Origin of the sequence: Rothia sp. HMSC064F07, assembly GCF_001837265.1 — a bacterium.
GTDB lineage: Bacteria > Actinomycetota > Actinomycetes > Actinomycetales > Micrococcaceae > Rothia > Rothia mucilaginosa.
Window position 1 is genome coordinate 457,852 of the sequence record NZ_KV831926.1, and the last position, 13,793, is coordinate 471,644.

The window sequence follows — 13,793 nt, forward strand, 5'->3', positions numbered from 1 at the left end:
TCATTAATTCATGCGAGAGCACGTATTAATGATGTGGCGGTGTAGCTCAGCTGGTTAGAGCGCACGACTCATAATCGTGAGGTCGACGGATCGAGCCCGTCCACCGCTACGCCCCGATAGCTCAGTGGTAGAGCGCCATCTTGGTAAGATGGAGGTCCCGGGATCGATTCCCGGTCGGGGCTCAGATAAGCCTGTCTCTTCGGAGGCAGGCTTTTTTGTTTCCCCATTTTGTTTGCCTAAGCCCGGTCTGCAGGCGCTCAGCGCACGGCTCGATACCGGGCATAGCGAAGCCCCCGAGAAAAATACTCGGGGGCTTCGTCTTTATGCTCTGATCAAAGCGTTAGGAGGCGCGGCGCACCACCGGCAGCTGGGACAACAGCTCGTAGGAGCGCAGACGGTCCTCGTGCTCCCACGCCTCGGTCATGACGATGAGCTCGTCAGCGCCCGTGCGCGCCACCAGGTCCTCAATGCGAGCCTGTGCGGTGGCGGGGGAGCCTACGATTGCTTCGGCGGTCATGCGTTCAATGTGCATCTTCTCCGCATCGGTCCAGACGGCATCCATATCCTCCACGGGAGGTGCGAAAGACAGATTGCCGCGCACCACACCCAGGAAATGCTGCTGCTGGCTCGTGTACAGGTAGCGTGCTCGCTCGTCGGTATCGGCGAGCATCGCGGTGGCGCCCACCATGACGTAGGGCTGCTCCAGGTGCTCCGAGGGCTTAAAGTTTGCGCGGTAGGTGTCTACCGCCTCCTGCAGCATTGCGGGCGCAAAATGCGAAGCGAACGCGTAGGGCAGACCCAGCTGTGCGGCAAGCTGCGCACCGAACAGGGAAGAACCCAGAATGTACAGGGGCACCTTCGAGCCCTGGCCGGGAATGGCGTGCACGCGGTGCATGGGGGAGGGCTCGCCCAGGTAGCGCTGCAGCTGCTGCACCTCGGCGGGGAAGCTCATGGCGGCAGAATCGTCGCGGCGCAGAGCGGCGGCGGTCATCGGGTCGGTGCCGGGCGCACGGCCCACACCCAGGTCAATACGACCGGGGTGGAACGCGTTGAGGGTACCGAACTGCTCCGCCACCACGTAGGGTGCGTGGTTGGGGAGCATAATGCCGCCCGAGCCCACGCGAATACGCTCGGTTGCGGCAGCGATTTCCGCCATGACCACGACGGTTGCTGAGGACAGCAGGGAGCCGGCATTGTGGTGCTCGGCGACCCAGAAACGCTCGTACCCGTAGGACTCAGCCGCGCGGGCGGCATCGATGGTGTTGAGCATGGTCTGGTGCTGGCTCTGGTCGGGGCGGTGCGGCATCAGGTCAAGCACCGAAATTTTTACGTTGGAAGACATAACTTTTCCTTCTTGATTGATTGCGGGTACCCGTCCAGCCTACGCCTGCTTGGGCTGGATGGATAGGGGTGCGCCGGGCGCCTTCGCTAGCAGGTAAAAAATGCGACGAAATACTGCACGCCTGCATAGTGGTTGCCTGCATGCCGGTTACCTGCACGCCGGTTACCTGTACAGTGGTCTGTCCACTCTGTGCGTTTGAGCTGAACACTGTGCACAAGAACGGTAGACTGAAACCATGAGCATTAACCCTGAGATTGTGGGCAGGGTCTACCCGTCCGAGAACACCTACGTTGTCGGCCGCGAAAAGATCCGCGAATTTGCCCGAGCAGTTCACGCAGAAAACCCCCTCCACCACGACGTTGAGGCAGCCCGCGCGGCAGGGTACGCAGATGTGATTGCCCCGCCGACCTTCGCCATTATCCTGGCGCAGGCAGCTGACGCGGCACTCATCAACGACGATTCCGCCGGTATTGATTTCTCCCGCGTGGTGCACGCCGACCAGCGCTTCACCCACCACCGCCCCATCGTTGCCGGTGATGAGCTGCGCACCGAAGTTCACGTGGACTCCGTGCGCGTTATGGGTGCCGGCGCAATGCTGACCACCCGCGAAGAAATCGTTGACGCGCAGGGCGAGCCGGTCACCACCTGCATTTCTTCCCTGCTGGTTCGTGCTGAGGAGGAAAACTAATGGTGCGTTTTGAAGATCTTGAAAAGGGCCAGGACATCGGTTCGCGTACCGTGGAGCTCTCCCGTGCTTCGCTGGTGCGTTACGCTGGTGCATCCGGTGACTTCAACCCGATTCACTGGAACGAGCGTTTTGCTCAGTCGGTGGGCCTGTCCGGCGTGATCGCTCACGGCATGCTGACCATGGGTACCGCCGTGCAGCTCGTAAGCGACTGGGTGGGCGACCCCGGCGCGATTGTGGACTACCAGACTCGCTTCACCAAGCCCGTTCCCGTGGCGGACGCACCCGGCGGCGAAAACCCCGACACCCCCACGAACGCCCTGACCATCAGCGGTAAGGTGGGCGCCCTGAACGAGGAGGAGCGCACCGCCCGCATTGACCTGACCGTCACCGCTCGTGACGAGGAAGGCAAGGAGCAGAAGGTTCTGATGAAGAGCCAGGCTGTGGTTCGTCTCTCGGCATAGATTTTCTGTGTTTGCAGATAGCCGTGTGAAAGCAACCAGGTGAAAGCTCCGGCGCTACCCGATGCGGTGGTGCCGGGGCTTTTGCATGCTCGGCTGCGCGCTCGCCGGTGCAGGTGGTGGCGCTTCTTTCTGCGGGAGGCGCGCCGGAAAATGAAGGCAAAATCACCATAAGGTTTTTGTGACTTTAACGCGTGGCGGGTGTTGACCCCGCACAACGACCGGTATTCTTAACCTATGACTGAAAAGCTGTTGAGCGAACTGACCACCGCCCAGGTAGGTGGCCCCGCTAAGACCTACGTCCGCGCCACCTCCGAAGCAGAAATTATCGAAGCAGTCTCCGCTGCAGACGCCGCAGGCGAACCCGTCCTCATCGTGGGCGGCGGCTCCAACCTGCTGGTTTCCGACGAAGGCTTCAACGGAACCGTCGTGCACATCGCCTCCGAAGGCGTAGAGGTCCTGCCCATCCCCGCATGCGGCGGCGCGAACGTGCGCGTGCAGGCGGGCACCATCTGGGACGACTTCGTGAAGCTCAGCATCGAGAACGAATGGGTTGGCCCCGCGGCTCTCTCCGGCATCCCCGGCACTGTGGGTGCAACCCCCGTGCAGAACGTCGGCGCATACGGCGTTGAGGTGGGCGAGTTCATCGCCTCCGTACGCACCTGGGACCGTGAAAAGAACACTCGGAAGACCTTCGCGAGCGCAGACCTGCGCTTCGGCTACCGCGACTCGGTGCTCAAGCGCGCAACCGTCAACGGCTCGCCCCGCTACGTGGTGCTGACCGTTGATTTCCAGTTCACCCTCGGTAGCCTGTCCTCCCCGATTCGTTACGCCGAGCTGGCGAGGAGCCTGGGTGTTGAGCCCGGTCAGCGCGCCGAATCCGCACTGGTACGCGAGAAGGTGCTTCAGTTGCGCGGCTCCAAGGGTATGGTGCTCAACCCCGAGGACCGTGACACCTTCTCCACCGGTTCCTTCTTCACCAACCCGATTGTTCCGCGTTCTACTCTGGAGTCCCTGCCCGAGGGCGCCCCGAACTTCCCGGTGGTCGTGAAGACTTCCCCGTTCACCGCGGGTGTCGAGGATCCGGATCACGTGAAGCTTTCGGCTGCTTGGCTGATTCAGCACGCTGGTTTCGAGAAGGGCTTTGGCTTGGAGGGTGAGTCTCGCGAGATCGCTCAGGGTCGTGCGAGCCTGTCGACCAAGCACACCCTGGCGATTACGAACCGCGGCGGCGCATCCGCTGAGGATATTTTCGCTATTGCCCGCGCTGTGCGCGACGGCGTGCGTGAACGTTTTGGTGTGACTCTGGTTCCTGAGCCTGTCGTGGTTAACGGCGAAATCTAAACGCTCAACTTCTCGCCTCTCGTAGCGCTAGGACGCATAGAATAAACGCTTCAGAATAAACGCTTCGGGCGGTCTCTGTATCAGAGGCCGCCCGAAGCGTTGTATTGACCCGCTGAGCTAATGGCGAGGTGAGGAAACGCGTGCCTGCCCCGGCAGGTAAGGCCTGCGTTTGGGCGCTGTGCGCGTTGCCGCAAGGGGAGCGGCGGGCAGGTGCTCCATCAACACCTGAACCGCCAGGGGAAGCTTCTGCGGCGGGCTGGGGGCGTGGAAAATCGGCTTGTGGCGCGTGGGCCGGTAGGGGTAGTATTCCGCATCCTCGCTGTGGGACCAGACAAGGTTGCCGAACTCGCCGGGAACAGGGGAGAGCACGTTGGCGTAGTAGGCGCGCGTCTGCAGATCGGCACGCTCGGAGGCGCCGGTAGTGGTGCCGGTGGATACGCCGCTGGGCACGCGGTCCTGCTCGATGATGAGGGCGCGGACCATGCCGCCTACGGTGCTAATCGCGTTTACGTGTAGGGCGAGCAGATCCCCGTCCTTGTGGTCGACCTGTACCTGCCCGTCCGCGAGGATTTGGGTGCCCATTGTGATGCTGCTGGCGATTCCTTCGCAGAGGGCGCGGATGAGCGCCATGCGTGCAGGGTAGAGGTCTGCGATATCCCAGCCGATGAGGGCGGGCGCGGCGGAATTGCCTGCGTATTCCTCGCAGGATTCGTAGGCTACGACGTCCACGTAGCCGCGGGCGATGGGCTCATGGTCGTAGGGGCGGCCGTCGCGCTGTTCCCAGAAGCTGAGGGCGGTTGCGGTGAAGACAGCCTGGCCGTCGCGTACGGCGACGCTGAGCGTAAAGTCCTGTGGGTAGCCGTTTTTGGTGCGCGGGCGCAGGGTGATTGCGCGGGTGTATTCGTTGAATTCCTCGGGCCAGTCCAGGTAGTAGCTCATTTTTGCCCCATCGCTACGGTGCACGGTGAGTTCGCCCGGCAGCAGCATGGCTTCGGGCACGCCGCCGGCACGTTCGGTGGCGTAGTGTTCGCTCACGGGCCAGGGGCTGAACTCTGTGCGGTAGGGGCTGGAGAGGAAGGAATCGAGCATAGAACGTATCCTCTCATAGTTTGAGGTTGTGGCGCATGGATAGGGGGCTTAAATGACAAATGAGCTGTCCCTTCTGGTTGCTCGGAAAGAGTGTTCAGGAGGGACAGCCCATCATGTAGGCTGGGCGGCTCGTTAGAGGGACTCGCCGCGGCGTTCAGGCAGCAGGAACACGGTGGTTGCCGCTACCAGGAACGCGGTGGAGAAGAGCGTAAAGAGCAGCGGGGTTCCACCAAATGCGACCAGCGGCGGTACAATGAGCGGCGCCGCGATGGAAGCGATACGGCCGATACCGGCGGCGGCACCGGTGCCGGTTCCGCGCAGGTGGGTCGGGAAGATCTCCGGGCTCAGGGCGTAGAGGGCGCCCCACGCGCCGAGGTTGAAGAATGAGAGCATGCAACCGGCGAGGATAATGAATACCTCGGCGTGCGCCATGCCGTAGCCAGCTGCCGCCAGTGCGGAGCCGAGCAGGAAGGTCGCCAGGGTTGCGCGTCGGCCCCACTTTTCGATGAGGTAGGCGGCGACCGCGTAGCCGGGCAGCTGGGCGAGGGTCATGATGAGGGTGAATGCGAAGGACTTCACGAGGCTGAAGCCCTGGGCGTTCAGCAGCGCCGGAATCCAGATGAATGCGCCGTAGTAGGAGAGGTTGATGCAGAACCAGATGACGCACAGGGCGATGGTCTTGCGGCGCTGACCGGCAGCCCAGATGGAGTGGATTTTCGCGGATTCTGCGTTGTCGGCACTTTCTGCGGCACCGTGTGCGGAAGCGTCTTCGGCCTGCTTCTTGGTTCGGGAGAAGAGCGCGGGGGAGGCCTCGAAACGTTCGACCACCTGGCGTGCCTGATCGTGCTTGCCGACCGACTCCAGGAAGCGCACCGACTCGGGGGTTCCCATACGGATCACGAGCGAGTAGATGGCGGGAATCAGACCAATGGCAAGCGCCCAACGCCAGCCGTTAGCCTGCGGAACGATGAAGGTACCGATGAGAGCGGCGAGGATCCAGCCCAGAGCCCAGAAAGCCTCCAGAGCGACCACGACGCGGCCGCGGATAGCGCGCGGCGAGAACTCAGAAATCAGGGTGGATGCCACGGGAAGTTCCGCGCCCAGACCCAGACCGACCAGGAAACGGAAGACGAGCAACACACCCAGGGAGGTTGCCAGGGCGGATGCGCCGGTCGCCAGACCGTAAATCAGCAGGGTGAGGGCGAAGATGTAGCGGCGGCCGAGCTTATCGGCGAGTAGACCGCCGAAGGTTGCGCCGAGCGCCATGCCGACGAATCCGATGGAACCGAGCCAGGAGGCTTCGGTGGGGCTGAGCTGCCATTCCTTGATGAGGGCCGCCATGACGAAGGAGATGAGACCTACGTCCATGGCGTCGAGTGCCCAGCCGAGACCCGAGATACCCAGGAGTTTGCCGTGGGCGCGGGTGAAGGGCAGGTTTTCGAGGCGTTCGTTGAGGGTCGGTGCGGCGTTGCGTTCAGCAGCGGGTGCAGAGGTACCAGCGGGTGCAACAGCGTTGGTGCGGGATGAGTCCGTTGATACGGGACGGGGGGAGGACACGGTAGTGGGTCGCTTCCTTAGTGTTTAGGCGTAGTGCCGAGCGAATTGTTCCCTTACAGTGTATAAAGGTACTTTCGACTTGAACACTATTGAAACGAAAAAATTTTGAAGATGACGGAAAAATCTCAACATGAAGAAATCTTTCACAGCCCCCATCCAGCGGTAGGTGCTATTCTCTAACCACCGCCGCCCGGTGAAACTCACCTACGGCACGTCTGGAAGGACCACCCCTGAAAACCATTGAAGATGAAGTCAAGGAAAGCGAGACCAGCCGCTTTCACCGCTGGCTCGAAGCCCGCAAGGAGCGCATGCACGCGCATCCGGTCATGCGTCATCTCTACAAGCCCCTCGTCATCGGCGTGGGCGCCTTCTGCTTCATCGCCGGACTGATTATGCTCGTCACCCCCGGCCCCGGCTGGCTGTTCATCTTTATCGGCTTGGGCATTTGGGGTACCGAATTCACCTGGGCACGCCGCGCCAATATTTTCATGAAGCACGTGGTGCTCACCGCCTGGTACCGCTACCGCGCCTGGCGGCAGCAGCGCAAGGAACGCAAAGCCGCGCGCAAGGCAGAACGCAAAGCCGCCGCCGCAAACCAGCGCTAAACCAGCTCGCGCTAAGCCCACACGCGCTATACGCAGGCACAAAAAGCCCTCGCTCCCATCCGAAAAGAATGGTAGCGAGGGCTTTCTTATAGCTTGTCAGTGAGCCTTAGAGCTTGCCAACAGCAATCTGCAGCATGCGGCGAATCGGCTCAGCAGCACCCCAGAGCAGCTGGTCACCCACGGTGAACGCGCTAATGTACTCGGGGCCCATCGCAAGCTTACGCACGCGACCAACCGGGATCTCCAGAGAACCGGAAGCAGCCACGGGGGTCAGCTGCTCCATAGACGCCTCACGCTCGTTCGGCACGAAGCGAACCCAGGGGTTGTCCTCAGCGATGATGCGCTCAATCTCCTCGAGCGGCAGGTCCTTCTTAAGCTTGATGGTCAGCGCCTGAGAATGCGAGCGCATCGCAGCGATACGGACGCACAGACCGTCCATGGTGATCTTATCGTCCTCGGAACGGCCCAGGATCTTGTTGGTCTCAACCTCAGCCTTCCACTCTTCGCGGGACTGGCCGTTACCCAAATCGGAGTCAATCCAGGGGATCAGAGAGCCGGAGAGCGGCACACCGAACTGAGTGGAATCCAGCTCACCGGAGCGCTGCTTAGCGAGAACCTTGCGGTCGATGTCCAGAATTGCGGATGCGGGGTCGTTCAGCTCCTCGGAGACCTCGTTGCCCAGGTCGCGGAACTGTGCGAGCACCTCGCGCATGTGGCGGGCACCGCCGCCAGATGCAGCCTGGTAGGTCATGGAGGTAGCCCACTCGACCAGGTCGTTCTTGAAGAGGCCGCCCAGACCCATCAGCAGGCAGGAGACGGTGCAGTTACCGCCGACGAAGTCCTTCACGCCGGATGCCAGGCCGCGGTCGATGACGTCGCGGTTGATGGGGTCCAGCACGATGATGGAGTTATCGTTCATGCGCAGGGTGGAAGCGGCGTCAATCCACAGACCGTCCCAGCCTGCTGCACGCAGCTTCGGGTGCACAGCCTCGGTGTAGCCACCGCCCTGAGCGGTCACAATAATCGAGTGCTTACGCAGCTCATCAATGTCGTATGCGTCCTTCAGCTCGGACGGCTCAATTACGCCGTCGAAGGTGGGCGCAGCGCCACCAACATTAGAGGTAGTGAAGAAGACGGGGGTAATGCCCTCGAAGTCGCCTTCCTCAACCATGCGCTTCATGAGGACGGAGCCCACCATGCCGCGCCAGCCAACAAAACCTACAGAGTCACCGGGATTAAAGTTCATGGTTCCCAGTGTACTCTCAGGCTGGCGGGTGCGGACTAACACCGTACAAAAAATTTGATATTCGGAACGGAATACCGTGTGAAGAGGCGGGGTTTATTACCGGGGCACCGGGAGGCGCATTAAACACTCAAGCCCGCGATACTCCGGGTGGAGCAGCCGCAGGCTTGAAATGCATGTCTATATCAGCGAGTGAATGAGGGAATCTTGAACTAGATACGTTCGAGCCGCTGGAACGAGAAGTACATGGGGTTCTTCGTGCCCGACTCATCGAGCAGGTAACCCTTCTCGCTATTCTCCCATGCACTCTCGGAGGTGACCCGCCAGCACCCGTTCGGTGAGCCGCCTTCGTAGCTACCCGCAGAATTTGCAAGCTGCAGTTCGGGCGCTCGCGTATCGCCGGTAATCTCGTTACCTTCCTGGCAGTAGAAGAGGGTCCGCTCCACCGTCTTCACCCGACCGAAGGCGGGCAGGTCGGTGCGGGAGAGCGCCTCCACGTAGACGGAACCGCCACCAATAATCCAAGCATCAACCGCGGCGGTATCTGCGGGGGTAGCTTCGACCGGCGCGCCTGCAGCGTCACGAGCCGCGTACAGCGCCGCATCCAGCGAAGGAACCCACAGGGCACCATCGCGTTCTTCCGCCTCGGTAACCGAACGGCTAATCACAATATTCGTACGGCCCGGCAGGGGGCGAAAACGCGGCGGGAACGACTCCCAGGTGCGGCGACCCATAATCACCGGAGCGCCCAGCGTCACCTTCTTGAAGTGCGCCAAATCCTCCGGCGCGTACCAGGGCATATCCCCGTCACGACCAATGATGCCGGCATCAGTTTGAGCCCAAATAGCGCCCAGACGAAACATCATGCCTCCTCATTACCTGCAGTTAGACCGCAATCGGTGCGGCAATACCGGGATGGTGCTTATAATCCACCAGCTCAAAGTCTTCATACTCGTAATCGAAAATAGAAGGCTTCTTCGTCTTAATAACCAGCTTCGGGTACGGGTATGGCTCACGCGGCGGGTAGGGGTTACCCTCCGGGTCGGTGCCGTAGCCCAGCTGCTTCTTCACCTGCTCCAGGTGGTTCGAGTAGATGTGGCAGTCGCCGCCGGTCCACACGAACTCGCCCGGCTCCATGCCTACCTCCTGCGCAATCAGGTAGGTCAGCAGCGCGTACGAGGCGATGTTGAAGGGCACACCCAGGAACATGTCCGCGCTACGCTGGTACAGCTGGCAGGACAGCTCCTTCACACCGTCCGCGCGTTCGTGCACGTAGAACTGGAAGAGTGCGTGGCAGGGCGGAAGCGCCATATTGTCCACCTCGGCAGGGTTCCACGCCGAAACAATATGGCGGCGCGAGCTCGGGTTATTCTTCAACGAATCGATAACCTTCGCAATCTGGTCAATCGTGCCACCGTCGGGGGTCGGCCACGAACGCCACTGCACGCCGTACACCGGACCCAAATCGCCGTTCTCATCAGCCCACTCATCCCAAATGGTCACGCCGCGCTCCTGCAACCAGCGTACATTCGAGGAACCGCGCAAGAACCACAGCAGCTCAATGGCAACAGACTTGAAGTGCACGCGCTTGGTGGTAATCAGCGGGAACGACTCACGCAGGTCAAAACGCATCTGACGCCCAAACACGCCGAAGGTGCCGGTGCCGGTACGGTCGGAACGCTGCGCATCCGCCGCGATGGCGTCCTTGTTCTCCTCGAGGATTTCGCGCAGAAGATCTTCATAGGGAGTGGGGATTGCGTGAGTCATAAGAAAAACCTTGAATCCTGTCAGTAGACGTGAGAGACGGTCACAAATCAACCGCCCCTCTATTGTAAAACCCACGAATGGGCGCAGGTAGAGCAAACGCGCTGAGCATAAAGCCCAGCGCGCTCGCCGTTAGAAGATCAAAGTATATGGATGCTAGTCCAGAGCCGCGCGTACTCGCTCCACCGAGACAATACGCGGGTCATCGCCCTCAGTCACCTGCAGAACCAGGGCATCGCCAGGCTCCAGGTACGGGTCCTCGGTCGGAAGAACCTCCGCGGAACCCTCAAACAGGTACTCACGCAGAACATCCATCACCTGGGGCAGAACCGGGCGGTGAGTGCACAGCAACGAGGAAGAATCCTTATCGAACAGCGACGCCACGGTACGGGCAACACGCGCCGGGTGACGCTGAGCGCCCGCCTCCGATAGGGACTTCTTCTCCTTCACCGACACACCATAATCCACCGAGTACGGGGTCACGGTCTGAACGCAACGCAGCCACGGGGAAGAAATAATACGGCTCGGAGCCCACGCCGCAAAGAGACGGCTAGAGGCCAACGCCTGACGCTTGCCGGTCGCCGCGAGCGGACGGTCATCCTCAGCAGCAGCCCAGTTCGAACGAGGCTTAGCCTTCGCATGGCGGGCAATGAGAATCGGGCGGGTGCGCAGCGCATCCGCCTCAGCCAGAGCCTCCAGGGACTCCAGGGGCGCCAGGTCGTCCTCGTTGGTCAGCAGGGCGCGAGCAACCTCGGTGGATACCCAGCGCAGCTCATCCACTTCACCCTCATCCGCCAGGGCGCGGGCGCCCTCGGGAAGCTCAGCAGACCAGTAGAAAACATCCTTCGGACGGCCGCCCACCGGGTAGGAAGTCACAGCCAGGGGCACACCCAGAACAACCTGCAGGCCGACCTCTTCGCGAATCTCACGAATAGCGGTCTCAGCCAGGGACTCGCCCGGGTCCTGCTTGCCCTTAGGCCAGGACCAGTCGTCATAGCGGGGGCGGTGAATGATCAGGACCTCAAGCGCACCGTCGCGCATACGCCAAATCAGTGCGCCAGAAGCAACAATATCCGCAGTGTTCGCGGGGGCTCGGTCAATGCTGTTGACCGCATCAAAACGTCGTGCCGAGTAGTAGATGGAGGGGGAATCCAGCGGTGCCATATCTCTCTCTGAACCTCTTCGCTAGGCTTGCGCACAATGCCAGAGGGCACCATGCTCCGCGTCTAATTGTAGGTGAGAGAGCGGTCAAGTTGTAATCTCAACGTAACCTGTTGTTCACTTTTGCGCTAAGTGCACTAGTCCACCGCACGTTTTTGCACGACACGCGGAAAACCCCGCCTGCCTCACGCCATAAAGCGCGAGAACAGACGGGGTTCACAACCAGAAATCACCGGTAGGTCAGCGGCACATCCTTAGACCTTATCGACCACGTTCTTACGGGAACGCGAGCTCAGGTAGTACGACTGCACGTCCTGCAGCGGGTTGCCCTGATCGTCGGTGTCGTGGCGGGTCCAGTTGCCCTCAGAATCCAGGTGCCAGGTACGCGAAGAATCACTCATATAAGTGGTGAACATGTCACGCAGGTACTTCACGTGGCGCGGATCCTTCACCGGCACCAGAGCCTCAATACGGCGGTCCAGGTTGCGGTGCATCATATCTGCAGAGCCAATGTAGACAATCGGATCGCCGCCGTTCTCAAAAGCAAACACGCGCGAGTGCTCCAAGAAACGACCCAGCACCGAACGGACGCGAATATTCTCGCTCAGACCCTTAACACCGGGGCGCAGGGCGCAAATACCGCGAACCACCACATCCACCGGCACACCAGCCTGCGAAGCGCGGTACAGCGAATCGATGACGGCCTCATCCACCATGGAGTTACACTTGATCTGAATCTTCGCCGGACGGCCCGCCTTGTGGTTCTCAATCTCCTGATCGATGCACTCAATCAGGCCGCTACGCAGAGTACGCGGCGCCACCAGCAGCGACTGGTAGTTGGTCTTCGGCGCGTAACCGGACAGCTGGTTGAACAGGCGGGAGACATCCTCACAAATCTGCTCATCGCAGGTGATGATGCCCAAATCCTCGTAGAAACGAGCGGTCGACGGGTGGTAGTTACCGGTACCAATGTGCGCGTAACGGCGCAGATGGTTACCCTCGCGGCGCACCACCAACGACAGCTTGCAGTGAGTCTTCAGACCCACGATGCCGTACACCACGTGCACGCCGGCGCGCTCCAGCTTACGAGCCCACGAGATGTTGGCTTCCTCATCAAAGCGAGCCTTGATCTCGACCAGTGCCACAACCTGCTTGCCCGCCTCAGCTGCCTCAATCAGCGCATCCACGATGGGGGAGTCACCACTGGTACGGTACAGGGTCTGCTTAATTGCCTGAACACGCGGGTCAGCGGCAGCCTGCGCCAAAAACGCCTGCACACTGGTCGCAAACGAATCGTACGGGTGGTGCAACAGCACGTCGTGGTCGCGGGCGGCAGCGAACACATCCGCAGCCTTCGCGGTCTCGGTGGCGTTGAGCCAACGGGAAGTGTGCGCAATGTGCTTGGGGTAGTGCAGCGCCGGACGGTTCGCACGAATAATCGCACTCATACCGCGCAAATCCAGCGGGGCCGGCAGACGGTACACCTCAGACTCGTTGATGTTCAGCTCAGAAATCAGCAGATCCAGGATGGTCGGGTTGATGGTGTCCTCAACCTCCAGACGGACCGGAGGGCCGAAACGACGGCGCAGAAGCTCCTTCTCCAGGGCCTTTAGCAGGTTCTCTGCGTCGTCCTCTTCCACCTCAAGATCCTCGTTACGGGTCACGCGGAAGACGTGGTGCTCCACAACCTCCATACCCGGGAAGAGGGTGTCCAGGTGCTCAGCAATGATGTCTTCGAGCGCAATGTAGCGGCTCTCACGGCCCGCCGTGTTGGCGGCGCGGGAACCATCCACAGAGACCATACGGTCCAGCTGATCGGGCACCTTCACACGAGCGAACAGTTCCTTGCCAGTCTGCGGGTTACGCACCAGCACCGCAAGGTTCAGCGACAGACCCGAAATGTACGGGAAGGGGTGCGCCGGGTCAACAGCCAGAGGGGTCAGAATCGGGAAGATATCCTGCATGAACTCCTGGCGCAGGCGCTGCTTAGCGTCCGCATCCAGGTCGCTCCAACCCACAATGCGGATGTTCTGCTCCTCCAGAGCCGGCAGAACCTGGTTGTGGAACACCTCAGCGTGGCGAGTCTGCAACTGGTGAGCGCGCTCAGCAATCTCTTCCATCTGCTCCTCGGGGCTCAGACCTGCCGCCGAAGGCACCGCCAGACCGGTCGCAATGCGCCGTTTCAGACCCGCCACACGCACCATGAAGAACTCATCCAGGTTAGACGCCACAATCGACAGGAAGTTCAGACGCTCCAGCAGGAACAGGTTCGGGTCCTCCGCCAGCTCCAGCACGCGGGTGTTGAAGTCCAGCCAGCTGCTCTCACGGTCGAAGAAACGCTCCGGGCCGAACTCCTCTTCCAGGCTGAAGTAGGAGCGCTTCTCACCCTTCTCAATGCGGTCGCCGCGAGACTCGGCACGCTCAATCTTCGAAATATCGTGGCCGATATGAATGACACCGGTCATGGGTGCCGGCTCAGACGGCTTAGGCTTAGGCGCCTTATTCAGGCCATTGGGGGCGGGTACCATACTGTACTTGCCTT

The 13,793-nt window shown here is 61.0% G+C and carries 12 protein-coding genes and 2 tRNA genes; 6 read left to right on the top strand and 8 right to left on the bottom strand.

Translation table 11 applies throughout. The annotated features are described in order from the left end of the window. Positions 1-35 precede the first annotated feature (35 nt). A tRNA-Met gene (locus HMPREF2712_RS04355) sits at positions 36-109 on the top strand. A gap of 1 nt (position 110) precedes the next feature. Beyond that, positions 111-182 (top strand) — tRNA-Thr (locus HMPREF2712_RS04360). 158 nt (positions 183-340) lie between these two features. On the opposite strand, the gene HMPREF2712_RS04365 is transcribed toward HMPREF2712_RS04360, so the two are convergent. Further along, on the bottom strand, positions 341-1,342 hold the full coding sequence (locus HMPREF2712_RS04365) for an LLM class flavin-dependent oxidoreductase (RefSeq protein WP_070819377.1): 1,002 nt from the start codon (positions 1,340-1,342) through the stop codon (positions 341-343). A gap of 235 nt (positions 1,343-1,577) precedes the next feature. Here HMPREF2712_RS04365 and HMPREF2712_RS04370 point away from each other — a divergent pair, with 235 nt between their 5' ends. From HMPREF2712_RS04370 to HMPREF2712_RS04380, 3 genes are all read left to right on the top strand, one after another. After that, the gene (locus HMPREF2712_RS04370; protein WP_005504824.1) at positions 1,578-2,030 is read left to right on the top strand and encodes a MaoC family dehydratase N-terminal domain-containing protein; all 453 of its coding nucleotides are present in this window, start codon (positions 1,578-1,580) and stop codon (positions 2,028-2,030) included. After that, positions 2,030-2,491, top strand: a complete 462-nt coding sequence (locus tag HMPREF2712_RS04375) for a MaoC family dehydratase (RefSeq protein ID WP_005508334.1) — start codon at positions 2,030-2,032, stop codon at positions 2,489-2,491. The genes HMPREF2712_RS04370 and HMPREF2712_RS04375 overlap by 1 nt, the downstream gene beginning before the upstream one ends. Positions 2,492-2,725: 234 nt before the next feature. Continuing rightward, positions 2,726-3,832, top strand: coding sequence for a UDP-N-acetylmuramate dehydrogenase (locus HMPREF2712_RS04380; RefSeq protein WP_070819378.1), 1,107 nt, complete (start codon positions 2,726-2,728; stop codon positions 3,830-3,832). Between the two features lie 117 nt (positions 3,833-3,949). On the opposite strand, the gene HMPREF2712_RS04385 is transcribed toward HMPREF2712_RS04380, so the two are convergent. Continuing rightward, entirely contained in the window at positions 3,950-4,921 is a 972-nt protein-coding gene (locus HMPREF2712_RS04385; RefSeq protein ID WP_070819379.1) for a histidine kinase, read from the bottom strand. Between the two features lie 132 nt (positions 4,922-5,053). After that, complete coding sequence (locus HMPREF2712_RS04390; RefSeq protein ID WP_070819380.1) at positions 5,054-6,478, bottom strand: MFS transporter; 1,425 nt, start codon at positions 6,476-6,478, stop codon at positions 5,054-5,056. Between the two features lie 308 nt (positions 6,479-6,786). Here HMPREF2712_RS04390 and HMPREF2712_RS04395 point away from each other — a divergent pair, with 308 nt between their 5' ends. After that, positions 6,787-7,083 (top strand): PGPGW domain-containing protein, encoded by a 297-nt coding sequence (locus HMPREF2712_RS04395; protein WP_005504836.1) that lies wholly within the window; start codon positions 6,787-6,789, stop codon positions 7,081-7,083. 106 nt (positions 7,084-7,189) lie between these two features. On the opposite strand, the gene asd is transcribed toward HMPREF2712_RS04395, so the two are convergent. The 5 genes from asd to HMPREF2712_RS04420 all read right to left on the bottom strand — a co-directional run bounded on the left by asd (position 7,190) and on the right by HMPREF2712_RS04420 (position 13,779). Beyond that, positions 7,190-8,329: an aspartate-semialdehyde dehydrogenase gene (gene asd / locus HMPREF2712_RS04400; RefSeq protein ID WP_070819381.1), complete on the bottom strand. Its 1,140-nt coding sequence runs from the start codon at positions 8,327-8,329 to the stop codon at positions 7,190-7,192. Positions 8,330-8,538: 209 nt separating this feature from the next. Further along, the gene (locus tag HMPREF2712_RS04405; RefSeq protein ID WP_070819382.1) at positions 8,539-9,189 is read right to left on the bottom strand and encodes a dihydrofolate reductase; all 651 of its coding nucleotides are present in this window, start codon (positions 9,187-9,189) and stop codon (positions 8,539-8,541) included. Between the two features lie 22 nt (positions 9,190-9,211). Then, entirely contained in the window at positions 9,212-10,093 is an 882-nt protein-coding gene (locus HMPREF2712_RS04410; protein WP_049353365.1) for a thymidylate synthase, read from the bottom strand. Positions 10,094-10,246: 153 nt separating this feature from the next. After that, a complete protein-coding gene (locus HMPREF2712_RS04415; protein WP_070615210.1) occupies positions 10,247-11,254 on the bottom strand; it encodes an NUDIX hydrolase in 1,008 nt (335 codons plus the stop codon). Positions 11,255-11,505: 251 nt separating this feature from the next. Further along, entirely contained in the window at positions 11,506-13,779 is a 2,274-nt protein-coding gene (locus tag HMPREF2712_RS04420) for an RNA degradosome polyphosphate kinase (protein WP_083309665.1), read from the bottom strand. Positions 13,780-13,793: the final 14 nt, after the last annotated feature.

What these genes read in the sequence shown, in the direction of transcription:
- HMPREF2712_RS04365 (WP_070819377.1), bottom strand. Translation starts at nt 1,342, where the DNA reads ATGTCTTCCAACGTAAAAATTTCGGTGCTTGACCTGATGCCGCACCGC.
- HMPREF2712_RS04370 (WP_005504824.1), top strand. Translation starts at nt 1,578, where the DNA reads ATGAGCATTAACCCTGAGATTGTGGGCAGGGTCTACCCGTCCGAGAAC.
- HMPREF2712_RS04375 (WP_005508334.1), top strand. Translation starts at nt 2,030, where the DNA reads ATGGTGCGTTTTGAAGATCTTGAAAAGGGCCAGGACATCGGTTCGCGT.
- HMPREF2712_RS04380 (WP_070819378.1), top strand. Translation starts at nt 2,726, where the DNA reads ATGACTGAAAAGCTGTTGAGCGAACTGACCACCGCCCAGGTAGGTGGC.
- HMPREF2712_RS04385 (WP_070819379.1), bottom strand. Translation starts at nt 4,921, where the DNA reads ATGCTCGATTCCTTCCTCTCCAGCCCCTACCGCACAGAGTTCAGCCCC.
- HMPREF2712_RS04395 (WP_005504836.1), top strand. Translation starts at nt 6,787, where the DNA reads ATGCACGCGCATCCGGTCATGCGTCATCTCTACAAGCCCCTCGTCATC.
- asd (WP_070819381.1), bottom strand. Translation starts at nt 8,329, where the DNA reads ATGAACTTTAATCCCGGTGACTCTGTAGGTTTTGTTGGCTGGCGCGGC.
- HMPREF2712_RS04405 (WP_070819382.1), bottom strand. Translation starts at nt 9,189, where the DNA reads ATGTTTCGTCTGGGCGCTATTTGGGCTCAAACTGATGCCGGCATCATT.
- HMPREF2712_RS04410 (WP_049353365.1), bottom strand. Translation starts at nt 10,093, where the DNA reads ATGACTCACGCAATCCCCACTCCCTATGAAGATCTTCTGCGCGAAATC.
- HMPREF2712_RS04415 (WP_070615210.1), bottom strand. Translation starts at nt 11,254, where the DNA reads ATGGCACCGCTGGATTCCCCCTCCATCTACTACTCGGCACGACGTTTT.
- HMPREF2712_RS04420 (WP_083309665.1), bottom strand. Translation starts at nt 13,779, where the DNA reads ATGGTACCCGCCCCCAATGGCCTGAATAAGGCGCCTAAGCCTAAGCCG.